This window comes from Methylobacterium sp. 1A, assembly GCF_058072805.1.
The window spans coordinates 815,744-828,813 of record NZ_JBYQVE010000001.1 but is presented as its reverse complement, the minus strand read 5'-3'; the positions used below and the strand labels follow the sequence as shown (position 1 = coordinate 828,813).

Sequence of the window (13,070 nt, the reverse complement as noted above, 5' to 3'; positions counted from 1 at the left end):
GGGTCCATCCACGTCAGCTCGACGACGTGGCCATCCGGATCCTCGATGTTCCGGCCGTACATGAACGTGCCCATCTCCTGCGGCGGGCGGGGACCGGGACGTCGTGCAGCGGTTCGCCAGACTGTTTCCCCTGCCGGGGAAGGCGTTCTGATCGCTTTGGAGGGTGCAGACCGGATCACGACCGACCGTCACTCGACCAAGCCGAACTCGCTCTCGAAGCCGAGTCTTCCCCTCTCGGTCACGCGGATGGCGCGCCCGTCGCGCTGACGCTCGATCCACCCGAGATCCTCGCAGCGGCGGCACAGGGCGGCTCCGAGACGGCTCGTGAGGTGCGGTCTCCGCTCGCTCCAGTCCAGGCAGGGGCGGCAGAGCAGGCGGCGGGTTCGTCCGGCCGGTTCGACTTCGACACCGAACGCGGCCAGCCACACACTGCCGGATGCGGTCACTTCACCCGCCTCCTCGCCCAGGAGGATCAGTCCCCGTGAGACCAGCGCATCGGCGATCCCGACGCCGAGCCGTCCGGCGAGGTGATCGTAGCAGGTGCGGGCCTCGCGCAAGGCTGGATCGATCCGCGGGGTCGCTCGGCGCGATGCTTCCTCCGGCTCGCCCCGGTTCGCGATCACCATCATGGCCTCGAGCATGCTGGCGACCTCGACGGAGGCGAGGCGGAAGTATCGGTGCCGACCTTGGCGCGACACCGAGAGCAGGCCGTCGGCCACGAGCTTCGTCAGGTGCTCGCTCGCGGTGGCTGGCGCGACGCCGGCCGTCCAGGCCAGTTCGGTCGCGGTCAGCGCTCGCCCGTCGATCAAGGTCGACAGGATATTGGCGCGGCTGGGATCTCCGACGAGCGCGCCAATCTCGGAGAGTGCAGGACCCTGCGTCATGAGCTGAACCTACACGCGCTCAACGCCCGCCGCATCCGACGACGCTTCGGTTTGGACCGAAGCGTTTACGGCTGACTCGGCCGCGATCCCTGGATCAGAGTGGGAGCGTGAAGCTGGAGAACCGCGCCACGTCTGTGCCGACGGTTCGCCCGCCACGGCCATAGGTGACGCCCATGACGCCCGATGAGATTGACGACAGGGAGGAGCATCATTGGATCGAAGATCCGCGATCCGGGCCCACACTGTTCCTTCGCCGGCTGTCTCCCCAGTTCCGGGATGAGCGGGACGGTCTGACGACCGACGCCGCGTGGCTGCTCGATGCCTGCTCCGGCACCCCGGACCGGCGTGACATCAAGCTCGGGCGCGGCACGCATCTGATGCATCTCGAGGCCGGGCGTAGGGCCCTCTGACGAGCCTCCGCCGCATGTCTGAGTGAGCCGGTCCCGGCTTGAACCGTATCGACACCCAGGGAGGAGCCCATGTTCTCCGTCATCTTCGAAGTCCGACCCGGCGACGGTCGCAAGGACGCCTATCTGGAACACGCGCGCGTGCTGAAGCCTGAGCTCGAGGGCATCGACGGCTTCATCGACAACGAGCGCTTCACGAGCCGGACGCGGCCGGGCTGGGTCCTTTCGCACTCGACGTGGCGGGACGAGAAGTCGGTGATCCGCTGGCGCACCCATGCCGGTCATCACCTGATCCAGGGGAAAGGCCGGTCCGAGGTGTTCGCGGACTACCACCTCCGCGTCGGCGAGGTGACGGCTGACACCCACCCGCCGGCGGGACATCGGGTCCGCGAGCAACGCCTCGATGAGACTGAAGTCGGCCAAGCCAAGGCCTGTACACTGTCGGAGGCGATGTCGGCGGACCGGCCCACGCCCTTCGATGTCGACCTCATGGCCATGCTCGGTCTCGACCAGCGGACCGAGGGGCTGGTGAGTTGGGACGCGTTCGATTCCTTCACCAATCCGGGAAAGGTGCTGGTGCTGCTGTCGTGGAGAGATGCCGGCGCGGCGAACGCCGTCTCATCGGTCGCGGGCACTCGCCTCCGAGCCGTTCGGATCATTCGCGACTACGGGATGTTCGACCGGCGTGAGAGCCCGCAATATCACCCGGCCGTGCAAGCCCCGGGATAGGGCCCGACGACGAGAACCGGGCATCAACACCTTCGGCGTCGCTCCGTCATCGGTCTCGCGAATGCGGACCCGGTGGCACGACGCGGTCGTCCCGCGGCCTGCCCTGCGATCATGTGCGCGACGGGCCCGGGGAACCGGATCACGGACGAGGCGACCGATCCCCGAGGCGGTCACCTCGCTGGCGGCACCCCAGGGCTCGCCCGCTTCCGTTGCACGAGCAGTCGGCTGCCCTCTGGGGGCGCGGCCCTTTCGGACGAGGGGTTCAAGTCTCGGCGATGAGGTCCTTGATGCGGGAGGCGAGGGTCTCCAGCACGAACGGCTTGGTCAAGACCTGCATCCCGGGCCGCAGGTAGCCGTTCCCGAGCACGGCGTTCTCCGCGTACCCGGTGATGAACAGCACCTTCAGGTCCGGTCGCCGCTCGCGGCCGGCGTCCGACATCTGTCGCCCGTTCATACCCCCCGGCAGGCCGACATCCGTCACCAGCAGATCGATGCGCACATCCGACTGCAGCACCTTCAGGCCGGCGACGCTGTCGGCGGCCTCGATGGCGGTGTAGCCCAGGTCCTCCAGCACCTCGGTGACCAGCATGCGCACCGAGGGCTCGTCGTCGACGATCAGCACCGTCTCGCCCTGGCCCACTTGCTCGACCTCGGAAAGCCTGCGCGCGACCGCGTCCTCGTCGGCCTCGCCGTAGTGCCGCGGCAGGTAGAGGCAGACGGTCGTCCCCGCGCCGACCTCGGAGTAGATCCGCACCTGCCCGCCGGACTGCTTGGCGAAGCCGTAAACCATAGACAGGCCGAGGCCCGTGCCCTCGCCGGTGGGCTTTGTGGTGAAGAACGGCTCGAACACCTTTCCGATCAGGTCCGGCGCCATGCCGGTGCCGGTGTCGGTCACGCAGACGCCGAGATACTGGCCGGGCGCGAGGTCGTGCTGGCGGCCGCCGACCTCGTCGATCCACCTGTTGGCGGTCTCGATGGTGATGCGACCACCGTCCGGCATCGCGTCGCGGGCGTTGATGCACAGGTTGAGCAGCGCGTTCTCCAGCTGGCCCGGGTCGATCAGCGCCGGCCACAGCCCCGCGAGACCGACGACCTCCAAGTGGACGGCCGGACCGACGGTGCGCCGGACCAGCTCCTCCATGTCGTGGATGAGGCGGTTCACGTTGGTGGGCTTGGGGTCGAGGGTCTGGCGGCGGGAGAAGGCCAGCAGGCGATGCGTCAGGGCGGCGGCCCGCTTTGCCGCGCCCTGGGCGACGCTCATGTAGCGGTCGAGGTCACCCATCCGCCCCTGGCTCATCCGCGTCTGCATCAGTTCCAGGGAACCGGAGATGCCCGCGAGCAGGTTGTTGAAATCGTGTGCGAGGCCGCCGGTCAGCTGGCCGACCGCCTCCATCTTCTGCGACTGCCGCAGAGCCTCCTCCGTCTTGGCCAGCGCCTCGGCCTGCTGCTTGATCTCGGTCACGTCGCGCACGGACGAGTAGATCAGCCCGTCGCGGGGCACCGCGTTCCAGGACAGCCAGACATAGCTGCCGTCCTTGCGGCGGTAGCGGTTCTCGAACGTGAGCTGGGCCTCCCCGCGCGACAGTCCCCCCGCCGCCGCCACGGTCGACGCGACGTCGTCGGGGTGGACGAAATCGAGGAACGGCCGCGCCTTCATGTCGGCGTCGGTCCACCCGAGGGTTCGCGACCAGGCCGGGTTGAGGCCGACGAAGTAGCCGTCGAGGTTGGCCACGCAGAGCAGATCGGACGAGGCCTGCCAGATCTGGTCGCGCTCGGCAGTTCGGGCGGCGACTTGGCGGGCGAGGTCGGCCTCCGTCTGCACCCGGACGGTCACGTCCTGCACGAAGACGTGGAAACCGTCGACGCGGCCGCCGGAGGTCCGTCGCGGCAGGTAGCGGATCTCGGCGACGCGGTGGCGCCCGTCGCGGTGCGGCCAGTCCGTCTCGAAGGTGACGGGCTCACCCCCGAGCGCCCGTTCGATGAAGGGTCGCCGCACGGCGTAGGCGGCCGGGCCGAGCAGCTCGCGGACATCGCGTCCGACGACATCGCCGGGCGGGGCGGAGAACCAGTCCTTGTAGGCCTCGTTGGCGAAGCGGTAGACGTGGCCGGCGTCGATGAACGCGATCAGCACCGGCAGCGCGTCGGTGATGAGCCGGAGCTCGCGCGCGCTGGCCTCCGCCAGCAACTCGGCGCTCCTGCGCGCGGTGATGTCGCTGAAGAAGACCGCGACGCGGTGGTCGCGCGGGTCCCCGACCCGGTGCGCACGCACGTCGAACCAGCGCCCGAACACGGCGGCGTAGTTCTCGAAATGGGCGGGTTCCCCGGTCAGGGCGACGCGGCCGTAGCTGTCGAACCAGTGCCGTTCGAGGTCGGGCGCGAACGTGCTGACCCAGCGGCCGGCGACGTCGGCGCCCGTCTGCCGGGCGAAGGCCGGATTGGCCTCCTCGATCAGGTAATCGACGGCCCGTCCGTCCGCGTCGAACCGCATCATGAGGATGCAGAACCCGACCTCGACCGTCTCGAACAGCGTCCGGTAACGGGCCTCGCTCTCCTGCAGCGCCGCCTCGGCCAGGCGGCGGTCGTGGATGTCCTCGACCACCCCGTACCAGGCCACGATGGCGCCGGCTCCGTCGCGGCGGGGACGCGCGCGCGCCCGCATCCAGCGGTACGTGCCGGTCGCCGCGATGTTGATGCGATAGTCCACGTCGACCGGCTCGCCCGAGGCGAGACAGGCCGAGAACACCGCGACCGTGTGGGGGACGTCCTCCGGATGCAGGGCCTTCATCCAGCCCGCGCCGTCGGGTTCGCCGGGTGCCTGGCCCGTCAGTTCCAGCCAGCGGTTCGAGTACGAGGTGATGTTGCCCGCCGGGTCGCAGGTCCACGGCACCTGGGGATTCAGTTCGACGGTATGCCGGAGGTGGGCCTCGCGCTCCCTCAGCGCCCTTGCGGCCTCGTGCTCGGCCGTGCGGTCGCGGACAATCTTGGTGAACCCGCGATGCGCACCGGCCTCGTCGAGCAGCGGCATCATCTCGCCCGACGTCCAGACGCGACTGCCGTCCTTGCGGAGGTGCCAGCGCTCGACGGAGGCGCGCGCCTCGCTCGTCGCGAGCCGCATCTCGGCCTCAGGGCGCCCCTCCGCACGGTCCTCGGGCGTGAAGATCCGGTCGGCGGGCTGCCCGCGCATCTCCTCCGACGTCCAGCCGAAGATCCGCTCGGCGCCGGGGTTCCAGTCGATGACCGAGCCGTCGCGGTCGGTGACGACGATGGCGAAGTCCCTGACGTTGTCGAAGACGACCCGGTGGCGCCATTCGCTCGCTGGCGCGTCCTGCCCGGCGGTCCGATGCACCGGGCGCACCTCCCGGCCGACGGTCTCGCCCCCTGCTTCCGGCAGCCTCGAGCGCAGGCGCAGCACCTCCGCCTCAAGTTGCGCGCGCGACATCGCGCCGACGTCCGGGCCGATCGATTTCACCGTCTCCCGAATGGCCGGCGTCTCTTCGAAGTCGTGCATCAGGAGGCCAAGCCATCCAGTCCAGGCCGGTTCCGTTTAGAGAGATCACGGTCGCCCGCCGGTCCGGACCGGCAGCCGCGGTCCGCCCGGCAATCGTGGCCGCCGCGTCATGCGATGGACGGACACCGTCCTGAACTTTCAAGACGGGACGGTGTTCGCCGGCATCAACCTTCGCCTGCCTTGAAGGGTCGCGACCCGATCAGCTGTCGGGCCGGCCGAGATCGAAAGGTCGGTAGCGCTCGACGCGCCGATCCCCGTCCTCGAAAGCAAGCCGCACAAGATCCTGAAGCAAGTCCAGACGTCCATTGCTTCGCGGCAAGCGAGACGGGATTGAAAAGTGAGTGGCTTCGCGTGCGACCAAAGCGCTCGAGCGAAGAACTGATCGTGCTGGAGACCGGCCGCTCGCGGAAGAATTTGCGATCCTCAGGATCAGCGTTCCGGCTGCGGCCCAGATCCGACACAGAGGTCGGTACGCTCAGATGAGACTTGAAATTTATAGACGTCGACTAATGAAACTGTTGGTAGCGAGGGAGGGATTTGAACCCCCGACACAAGGATTATGATTCCTCGTGACGGGCGGTTTTGGGCTCCATCCGGGCGCATCGACATGCACGGGAAAACGACGAAGCCCAGGTATTTATCGTATTCGATCAAGGATCTGGCAAGGGGAGCTTGGTAGCGGAGGGGATGAGCCCGGGCGGCGATCCGTCCGAGAACGTCCGCCCGAGATCCGCCCGAGCCGCTCGCATGCCCGTCAAACTCACCGAGGCCCTAGTCAAGCAGGGGATCGCCGACGCCGTCCCCAAGGGCCGGGCGTACGACCTGATCGACGCCGGCTGCCCCGGGCTGCTGATGCGCGTCGGGCCCCGTGGGGTGAAGTACGCATTCAAGTTCGAATCCGGACATCGGACGCACAGGCTGACTCTCGGCTCGACCGACATGCTCCGGCTCACCGATGCGCGCGTGATCGCCACGGAGGCCAGGCGCCGGCTCGTCGACCGGCTCGGGGTCCCGGACGACCGCTGGCTGGAGGGCCGGCTCCGGCAGATGCACAAGCTCCCCCCGAAGGAGCCGAACCCGGCGCCTCGGGACCCCGCCCTCGTCGAGGCTTGGGAGGACCAGATCCAGCGAGCCGGCGAGTGGACCTGGGAGGAGGCCCTTGCGGCGTTCCTGGCGGAGGTCGCGCGCACCAGGCGGTCGGCCACGTACACGGACTACCGGAAGCTGCTACACTCGCCCGAGCTCGCGACCTTCGCCGGACGGCGGGTCCGGCGCATCACGATCGAGGACCTCGCGACGGTCGTCCACGCGGTGCATGCCAGCGGCCGAGAGCGACACGCCGAGCACTTGGCGTCCGTCCTGAGACCAATGTGGAGCTACCTGGCGCGGCATGAGCACCGAAAGCGCTCGGGCGTCGAGGCCGGTATCCCCACCCTGCGGGCGCCCGAGCGGACGCCGGGCGACAAGCTGCGGGCGAACGGTAAGGTCCCGGGCGGGTATACGGCCAAGCCCGGCGAGATCGGGCGCATCCTGGCGGTGGCCCGGACCGGCGTCCTCAACCCGACGGTCGCCTCGGCCCTTCAGCTTCTCGTCCTGACCGGGCAGCGGCGGCGTCCCGTCGTCGAGGCCCTGGTCAAGGATTTCGTCCCGTGGGAGGAAGTGCCCGGCTGGGGCGTTTGGTCGATGGGACCTGCGCACCGGAAGACCGCGGCCAAGCGCGGGGACAAGCATAGGCACGCCCTGCCGCTGCCCCCGGCCCTGTGGGATCTCGTGCAGCAGCAGATGGCTCGGGCCACGGCCGCCGGGAGCGCTTTCCTATTCCCGCAGGTCCGGGCGGCCCGGATCGGCGCCGCTTCCGGTGGCCACCTTTCCGATGCGGCGATCAATCACAGGATCCTCGACATGGGCATCGCCGCCTCACCGCACGACCTCCGCCGCGGGCTGTCGACGGTCTGTCAGGCGACGCTCAGGATCCCGCGCGACACGGTCAAGATGATCCTTGACCACAATGAGGGCTACAGGAGCGACGACGTCCTGGAGCGCCATTACACCGATGACGATCGTCTCGACATCAAGCAGCCCCTAATGGCGCGTTGGTGCGCGTGGGCGGATGAGCAGGCCGCGGCCGCCGCCTCGGCGCTCCCCCCGGCCATCGAGCTCGGCGCCGAGCTAGCCCGTCGGCGCCGGGAGCGCGAGCTCGCCGGCAAGGGCAAGCGGAGCAAGCCCGAGGCGGGGGAGGGGGACATACCCGAGGAGCTCGCCACTGCCGCGTAGCCCAGGGATAACCCCTATCCTGCCGGTCGCCCCCCTTGCCCGGCCGGTCCAGATGCCCGAGTCTGCCGCCATGAACACGCTCCTCCGCATAGGCAAACGCCGCTTGGCCTGAGGCCAGCCACCGCCGCCGGGACGCCCCGGCCGGCACGCGTTCCCCTATGCCCGGAGGCCGCCATGACGGTCTGGTTCACGTCCGATACCCATTTCGGCCACGTCGGTATCCTCGGATCGAGGATGGCCCGGCCCCGCCCCTTCAAGTCGATCGAGGAGCACGACGAGGTCCTCGTGGCGCGCTGGAACGGCCGCGTCCGCCCGGGCGACCAAGTCTGGCATCTCGGCGACTTCGCCTACGGCGCGTCAGCCGAGAGGTGCCGGGACATCTTCTCGCGCCTCGCCGGCAAGAAGCACCTGGTGTGGGGCAATCACGACAACGCGCGGGAGAAGGCACTGCCTTGGGCAAGCCAGCAGGAGCGGGCTCTCGTCACGGTCGACGGCGTCTCAATGGTCCTGGGGCACTACGCGCAGCGCGTGTGGTACGGCATGCACCGAGGCGACCTGCACCTCTACGGGCACTCGCACGGCAGCCTGCCCGGTACGTCGGCGAGCCTGGACGTCGGGGTCGATTGCTGGGCCTGGGCCCCCGTCCAGCTCAGCGAAATCCGGGAGGCCCTGGCGGAGACGGCCGCCCGGGAGGCGGGGGCAAAGGCGGCCGCCGCCCTCGCCGAAGCGGCGTAGACGAGGCGGTAACGTCAGGCTGCCACGACGGGGCATGCCCTGGCGCACCCGCACCGCCCGACCCATCAGCCACCGGTTCCACGAGGCCGATCCCGACGGACGGCCGCCGATGAAGTTCGTCGCCCGCAGGATCCCGGCCGGGGAGAGCTACGTCGATCGGCCGCTATGGCAGCACGTCCACCTGAGCGCTGAGCACAGGGCGACGCTGGCGGCCTTGGCGCCCGTCTGCGATGCCTGGGAGGCCCGCTTCCCTGAGGAGACGGAGATCTCCGCTTCGTGCTCGTCTTCGATCCGTGGCCGGTCGACGTCGAAATCAGACTTTCGGACCACGGGATGCACGGGAAGATGAGCCGCGACTTCTCGGTCGTCGCGCTCACGAGGCACACGGCGTCAGCGGTCTGGGGCGGCTCCGAGGGCAACGGATTCGCGGTGCTCGCCGACGACATCTACGCCTACCGGGAGGCCATGTCCGCCCCGGACCTCGATGCGCTCCACTCGCTGACGCCCCAGGCGTGGGAGCCCCGGTAGGGGTCCGGGGCGTCCCGTCAGGATCTGACGGGCAGACGGCCGAGCGCGAGCTGGAAGATCTCTCCCAAGGTATGGGGCAGGGGCAGCGGCCGCGCTCGCCGAGGCGGCGTAGACGGGGCGGTAAGTCCAGGCTGCCAGGATGGGGCATGCCTCGTCGCCTCATCCGAGCCCTCGCCTATCACCGCCCTGGGCCGCGCCGGAAAGACCCGAGCCTGCCGACGCGCATCATGTGGGTCGACCCCGTCCCGGAGGGGATCGCGGCGCTAGCGGGCCATCCCGTCTTCCAGCTCGCTCCGGTTAGAGACGCCCTGCGCGCCGAGATGCTGGCTCCGGAGCGTCAGCGGCGCATACTCAAGCAGGGCTGTCTCGTGGAGGATGGGCCGCCCGATGTGCTTATCTGGCAGCCGATCGGCTGGAACGACCGCGGCGACTACTTCCTGTCGCAGACCCATGAGGGATTCTTCGACCCCTACCGACCGCAGGACCACGTCAACGCCTTCAGGTGGGTTCACCACTGGGTGTGCATGACGCGCGATCGTGTTTGGGCCATAGGCGGGGGAGACAAGGACACCATGGCCCTGGGCGCCTACATCCACCTACTGGAGGGCCTCGATTTCCTCGGCTATCCGCGCCCGCCGGAGCCGCAGGGCCCTATTCCTGCCGAGGATGACGACGCCCTCGGCGACCTCGCCCCCTAGGCCCAGCCCGAGGAGCCGCCGGGCCAACCCCTGATCACGTCGGTGCGGCGCTGCAGGTGTTCGGCAATACGCCCCGCGATCGTCTTCAGCTCCGAGCGGACCTGCTCGGGCACCGGCCGGCGACCGGCGGTCCAGCTGAGGACCTGCATCGGCGACATGGGGCGCCCTCTGACTTCGCTGAGCGCCTGGGCCATGGGCGTGTGCCACCGTTCCCCCCAGGCAGCCTCCCCGAATATGACGACTAGCTCCAGCCAAGCTCGCTGCTCGTCTGTCAGCCGGGAAAGGTCCGGCTTGGCGGCGCGGCGCTTCACCGCCGCTTCGGTGCCCTGCTTGGGACGGGGTGTCATCGGACTGGTTCCTCAGTGCTCGGGGGATGAACGGGCGCGGGAAACCGCTTCGGTACGGTCGCGCTCGTTGATCGGGGCGAACCCCAGATGGCGGCCGTCCCGGACGACGATCTCGTCCCAGACCGCGCGGCTGTCCTGGTACAGGATCCGCATGCCGGGGCGGAGTAGGCCGGCTCGGACCAAGTCGCCGACCACGCCGGGGGCGTCATTCGTCACCGACCGGCCGCCGCGGTCGAGGTCCGTGACGAGGACGAACTCGCCGTCGAGCTCGACCTCGTAGTCCGAGCGGGTGGTGAACAGGTCGCGGAACTCGGGCGCCGGCGCGTTGGTGCGGCAGACAGGGCCGAGTCCGATACGGACCGAGACTGCGTCGGTCAGCGCGCGGCCGCAGCAGCCGCAGTGCGTCGCGGGGTTCGGGTTCGTCTGGATCACAGGCACGAATCCATCCCCCTCTTCGAAGGCGACGGGATGCCGAGCCGCTTGGCTTGATTCCGGATCGTCCAGTCCCGGACGTGGTACTGCCGGGCGAGCGCTGCGAAGCTTTCGCAAGCCAGCATGTCGCGCCGGAGCGTCCGATCGTCGGGCAGCCCCTGCCGCACCCGCATGCGGCCGTTGACGCCGACCCGGTCGCACTCTTCGGCGAGGAGCTGCCGCGTCACGCCCAGCCGCCTGGCAAGGGGGGCCAGCCCCCCGTTGTCGCGGCTCGCCCTGAACAGGTTACGCATCTCGAAGTCCGAGTTCGGAAGCTTCTCGACGCCGTAGCGGAATTGCGGGCGGGCGTAGATCCGCCAGGCATGCTTCCTGACGCAGGTCTGGGACAGGCCGAGCCGCTGTGCGGCGTCAGCGAAAGTTTTCGAAGCACGGATGGTGTGCTTGAGGATGTAGTCATTGGGCACGCGGCGCCTGGCCATAGTTGGTTCTCCTGATTGGGGTATCCTCTCACGAGGGATGCCTGTCGGCCCTCGGCGCGCCGCCCGTGCAGGGCGTCCCGCGAAGGGCTGGGGCGCTGGCCCCCGGGGGGCGGCTCAGTAGACCGGCAGGTCGTCGAGGTCCCGGATGCGCCGCTCGACGGCGGTGCGGAGCTTCTTGGCGTCCATGGATCGCGCCGTAGGCCCAGTCGGCACGCGCACTGTCGCCTCGCGGACGTAGGCGCTCCCGTCGGGCTGCTTCCTGTAGAGGCCGACCGTGACGACGAAGGCGCCGTCGAGGCGGATTTCGCCCTCCGTAATCAGGCGCACCCCGTCGTCGAAGTCCACGCCGTCGTTGTCGAATCCGACCCTCATCGTTGGCCTCCGTGATGATTGCTGGGACGCTCGTCTGAGGCCCGTGCGAGGGAGCCGACACCCGCGGATCGCGGCGGCTCCCCCGAGGCGGGTCTCAGCGCCAACCGTGGCGCCTACGGCCGCGGCGAGCAGCCGCCTCCTCTTCATCGATCTCCGCCATGGCGCGCCGGGCCTCGTCCTGAAGTTCCGGGGTCATTTCCTGGAAATCCTCCTCCCTGAGGCGGTCGATCCGGGCGGCGAAAGCGCGGACGACCGGGAGGGCCTCGGCGCTTGCCGCACCCGTCCGGATGTCGGACGCCTTCGTGCGGTCCATGGGGAGGCACTTGCCGACCGAGATCTTCAGCTCGGAGCTGGCGACGTGCGTGGCCGACGACAGGAAGTTCAGCTCCCCGTCGTAGTCGTCCCGCACGGCCGCGATCTCGGCCAAGCGGGCGACCATCGCCTCGCGGCTGTCGTACCGCTCCAGGACGCGGAGCGGGAAGGCGCCGAAGCCGGACCTGTCGGTGATGTAGAGGTGCGTCATCGCGAAAGTCTCCCGAGGCCGGTGCCCTGGGCCGGCGGTGGGAAAGGGCAACCCTCAGGGGGTGCGGAGTGACCGGATCGGCCCTCGTCGGGACCGCTCGAATCCGGATCGAACGGTCCCGAGAAGGACCGGGGCGCTGGGCCCCGGGGCTCTCGCTTCAGGCGGCCTCGCGCATCTTGGCGGAGAGCACGGTGGCGTAATTCCCGTCACAGGTGTCGAGCTCATCGTCGGGGACGTGGCGCCCGTCGACCTCGACGGCGACGCAGTAGACACCGCGGCCCCAGGCGGCGTGGACGTCGTCGGCCTCCCGATCGAGGTAGGCGAGCCGGCGGGCCGCCCCCGTGACGGTGCGGTGACGCGTCGTGACAGGCTCCGACATCGGCGCCGTCACGGTGATCGAGATGCGGTTCGACATGGTGCAGGTCCCTGTTTGGCGCCCGGAGTGGATCAAGCTGGTTTGATCTACCCCTCTACGGTTTGAAACTTATAACCGCAATCGGCGCTTGTCCAGGGCTTGGGTTAGAAAGTTCTAACCCTCACGGCCTCGTGATCAGCCGCAGACGCAGTTCATGCAGATGCACGGCATCTCGGGGTGCCGCTCCAAAACGACGGCCTCGTCGACGTGGAGGACCTCCTGGCAGCAGGGGCACTGGAACTGCGGGGGCGGCGTGTCGTCGTCGTCCCGGTCCCGATCGAGGTCCTCGACGAAGCGGGGCATCACTCGTCGTCCCCGTCCTCGAAGGGGCCGTACTGGCACCAGATCGCGTTGACGTCGTCCTCGGACATCACCTCCATCGCCTCCTTGAAGGCAGGGACCGCCACGAGGATCGAGAACTTGTCGACGGCCGCGTCGCTCTCGGCCCAGAGCTCCTCGTGGGTGCCTTCGTGTGTGTGCCGGAGGTCGTGGTCGACGCGGGCCGACGTGGCGCGCAACTCCTGCCCGAGGTGCGCCGCGTAGCGGGCGACCTGCTCGGAGAGGGGGCCCTGCCCAGCGGCGACCGCGGCGGCATGGGCGTCCACCAGGGCCTGGGGGTCGTCGATGTCGATGAGGCCCTGCATCAGGGTGGGGATGGCGGTATCGGAGGCGGTCTCGATCATGGGGCGATCTCCTGTGCTGGGGATCCGGGGCGACCGGGCGGCCGCCCCGGCGCTGA

General features: G+C 69.3%; 16 protein-coding genes. 6 read left to right on the top strand and 10 right to left on the bottom strand.

The window, feature by feature from the left end; genetic code table 11:
- Positions 1-188 precede the first annotated feature (188 nt).
- Positions 189-884 carry an ArsR/SmtB family transcription factor gene (locus ACX9MN_RS04080; protein ID WP_489723775.1) on the bottom strand — a complete coding sequence of 232 codons (696 nt, stop codon included), beginning with the start codon at positions 882-884 and terminating at the stop codon, positions 189-191.
- 173 nt (positions 885-1,057) lie between these two features.
- Here ACX9MN_RS04080 and ACX9MN_RS04075 point away from each other — a divergent pair, with 173 nt between their 5' ends.
- Together ACX9MN_RS04075 and ACX9MN_RS04070 are read left to right on the top strand one after the other, a co-directional pair.
- Complete coding sequence (locus ACX9MN_RS04075; RefSeq protein WP_489723774.1) at positions 1,058-1,294, top strand: hypothetical protein; 237 nt, start codon at positions 1,058-1,060, stop codon at positions 1,292-1,294.
- A gap of 69 nt (positions 1,295-1,363) precedes the next feature.
- Positions 1,364-2,020: an antibiotic biosynthesis monooxygenase family protein gene (locus ACX9MN_RS04070; RefSeq protein ID WP_020091752.1), complete on the top strand. Its 657-nt coding sequence runs from the start codon at positions 1,364-1,366 to the stop codon at positions 2,018-2,020.
- Positions 2,021-2,282: 262 nt separating this feature from the next.
- Here the strand turns inward: ACX9MN_RS04070 and ACX9MN_RS04065 are convergent, their stop codons facing one another.
- Complete coding sequence (locus tag ACX9MN_RS04065) at positions 2,283-5,528, bottom strand: PAS domain S-box protein (protein ID WP_489723773.1); 3,246 nt, start codon at positions 5,526-5,528, stop codon at positions 2,283-2,285.
- A gap of 747 nt (positions 5,529-6,275) precedes the next feature.
- Between ACX9MN_RS04065 and ACX9MN_RS04060 the strand changes: the two genes are divergently transcribed.
- The 4 genes from ACX9MN_RS04060 to ACX9MN_RS04045 all read left to right on the top strand — a co-directional run bounded on the left by ACX9MN_RS04060 (position 6,276) and on the right by ACX9MN_RS04045 (position 9,763).
- On the top strand, positions 6,276-7,802 hold the full coding sequence (locus ACX9MN_RS04060; protein ID WP_489723772.1) for an integrase family protein: 1,527 nt from the start codon (positions 6,276-6,278) through the stop codon (positions 7,800-7,802).
- Positions 7,803-7,976: 174 nt separating this feature from the next.
- Positions 7,977-8,537, top strand: a complete 561-nt coding sequence (locus ACX9MN_RS04055) for a metallophosphoesterase family protein (RefSeq protein ID WP_489723771.1) — start codon at positions 7,977-7,979, stop codon at positions 8,535-8,537.
- A gap of 345 nt (positions 8,538-8,882) precedes the next feature.
- Entirely contained in the window at positions 8,883-9,065 is a 183-nt protein-coding gene (locus tag ACX9MN_RS04050) for a hypothetical protein (protein ID WP_489723770.1), read from the top strand.
- A 146-nt stretch (positions 9,066-9,211) separates the two neighbouring features.
- On the top strand, positions 9,212-9,763 hold the full coding sequence (locus ACX9MN_RS04045) for a hypothetical protein (protein ID WP_489723769.1): 552 nt from the start codon (positions 9,212-9,214) through the stop codon (positions 9,761-9,763).
- Here ACX9MN_RS04045 and ACX9MN_RS04040 read toward each other — a convergent pair.
- The 8 genes from ACX9MN_RS04040 to ACX9MN_RS04005 form a co-directional block, all read right to left on the bottom strand.
- The gene (locus ACX9MN_RS04040; RefSeq protein ID WP_489723768.1) at positions 9,760-10,110 is read right to left on the bottom strand and encodes a hypothetical protein; all 351 of its coding nucleotides are present in this window, start codon (positions 10,108-10,110) and stop codon (positions 9,760-9,762) included. The two genes, ACX9MN_RS04045 and ACX9MN_RS04040, sit on opposite strands and share 4 nt — an antisense overlap.
- Before the next feature lie 12 nt (positions 10,111-10,122).
- Positions 10,123-10,548 (bottom strand): DUF6011 domain-containing protein, encoded by a 426-nt coding sequence (locus ACX9MN_RS04035; protein ID WP_489723767.1) that lies wholly within the window; start codon positions 10,546-10,548, stop codon positions 10,123-10,125.
- Positions 10,539-11,021, bottom strand: a complete 483-nt coding sequence (locus ACX9MN_RS04030) for a hypothetical protein (RefSeq protein ID WP_489723766.1) — start codon at positions 11,019-11,021, stop codon at positions 10,539-10,541. The genes ACX9MN_RS04035 and ACX9MN_RS04030 overlap by 10 nt, the downstream gene beginning before the upstream one ends.
- Before the next feature lie 114 nt (positions 11,022-11,135).
- Positions 11,136-11,393: a hypothetical protein gene (locus ACX9MN_RS04025; protein ID WP_489723765.1), complete on the bottom strand. Its 258-nt coding sequence runs from the start codon at positions 11,391-11,393 to the stop codon at positions 11,136-11,138.
- A gap of 94 nt (positions 11,394-11,487) precedes the next feature.
- Complete coding sequence (locus ACX9MN_RS04020; RefSeq protein ID WP_489723764.1) at positions 11,488-11,916, bottom strand: hypothetical protein; 429 nt, start codon at positions 11,914-11,916, stop codon at positions 11,488-11,490.
- 157 nt (positions 11,917-12,073) lie between these two features.
- Positions 12,074-12,331, bottom strand: coding sequence for a hypothetical protein (locus ACX9MN_RS04015; protein WP_489723763.1), 258 nt, complete (start codon positions 12,329-12,331; stop codon positions 12,074-12,076).
- Positions 12,332-12,466: 135 nt separating this feature from the next.
- Complete coding sequence (locus ACX9MN_RS04010; RefSeq protein ID WP_489723762.1) at positions 12,467-12,634, bottom strand: hypothetical protein; 168 nt, start codon at positions 12,632-12,634, stop codon at positions 12,467-12,469.
- Entirely contained in the window at positions 12,634-13,014 is a 381-nt protein-coding gene (locus ACX9MN_RS04005) for a hypothetical protein (protein ID WP_489723761.1), read from the bottom strand. The genes ACX9MN_RS04010 and ACX9MN_RS04005 overlap by 1 nt, the downstream gene beginning before the upstream one ends.
- Positions 13,015-13,070 lie beyond the last annotated feature (56 nt).

Coding starts and splice junctions, on each gene's coding strand:
- ACX9MN_RS04080 (WP_489723775.1), bottom strand. CDS start 884: ATGACGCAGGGTCCTGCACTCTCCGAGATTGGCGCGCTCGTCGGAGAT.
- ACX9MN_RS04075 (WP_489723774.1), top strand. CDS start 1,058: ATGACGCCCGATGAGATTGACGACAGGGAGGAGCATCATTGGATCGAA.
- ACX9MN_RS04070 (WP_020091752.1), top strand. CDS start 1,364: ATGTTCTCCGTCATCTTCGAAGTCCGACCCGGCGACGGTCGCAAGGAC.
- ACX9MN_RS04065 (WP_489723773.1), bottom strand. CDS start 5,528: ATGCACGACTTCGAAGAGACGCCGGCCATTCGGGAGACGGTGAAATCG.
- ACX9MN_RS04060 (WP_489723772.1), top strand. CDS start 6,276: ATGCCCGTCAAACTCACCGAGGCCCTAGTCAAGCAGGGGATCGCCGAC.
- ACX9MN_RS04055 (WP_489723771.1), top strand. CDS start 7,977: ATGACGGTCTGGTTCACGTCCGATACCCATTTCGGCCACGTCGGTATC.
- ACX9MN_RS04050 (WP_489723770.1), top strand. CDS start 8,883: ATGAGCCGCGACTTCTCGGTCGTCGCGCTCACGAGGCACACGGCGTCA.
- ACX9MN_RS04045 (WP_489723769.1), top strand. CDS start 9,212: ATGCCTCGTCGCCTCATCCGAGCCCTCGCCTATCACCGCCCTGGGCCG.
- ACX9MN_RS04040 (WP_489723768.1), bottom strand. CDS start 10,110: ATGACACCCCGTCCCAAGCAGGGCACCGAAGCGGCGGTGAAGCGCCGC.
- ACX9MN_RS04030 (WP_489723766.1), bottom strand. CDS start 11,021: ATGGCCAGGCGCCGCGTGCCCAATGACTACATCCTCAAGCACACCATC.
- ACX9MN_RS04025 (WP_489723765.1), bottom strand. CDS start 11,393: ATGAGGGTCGGATTCGACAACGACGGCGTGGACTTCGACGACGGGGTG.
- ACX9MN_RS04020 (WP_489723764.1), bottom strand. CDS start 11,916: ATGACGCACCTCTACATCACCGACAGGTCCGGCTTCGGCGCCTTCCCG.
- ACX9MN_RS04015 (WP_489723763.1), bottom strand. CDS start 12,331: ATGTCGAACCGCATCTCGATCACCGTGACGGCGCCGATGTCGGAGCCT.
- ACX9MN_RS04010 (WP_489723762.1), bottom strand. CDS start 12,634: ATGCCCCGCTTCGTCGAGGACCTCGATCGGGACCGGGACGACGACGAC.
- ACX9MN_RS04005 (WP_489723761.1), bottom strand. CDS start 13,014: ATGATCGAGACCGCCTCCGATACCGCCATCCCCACCCTGATGCAGGGC.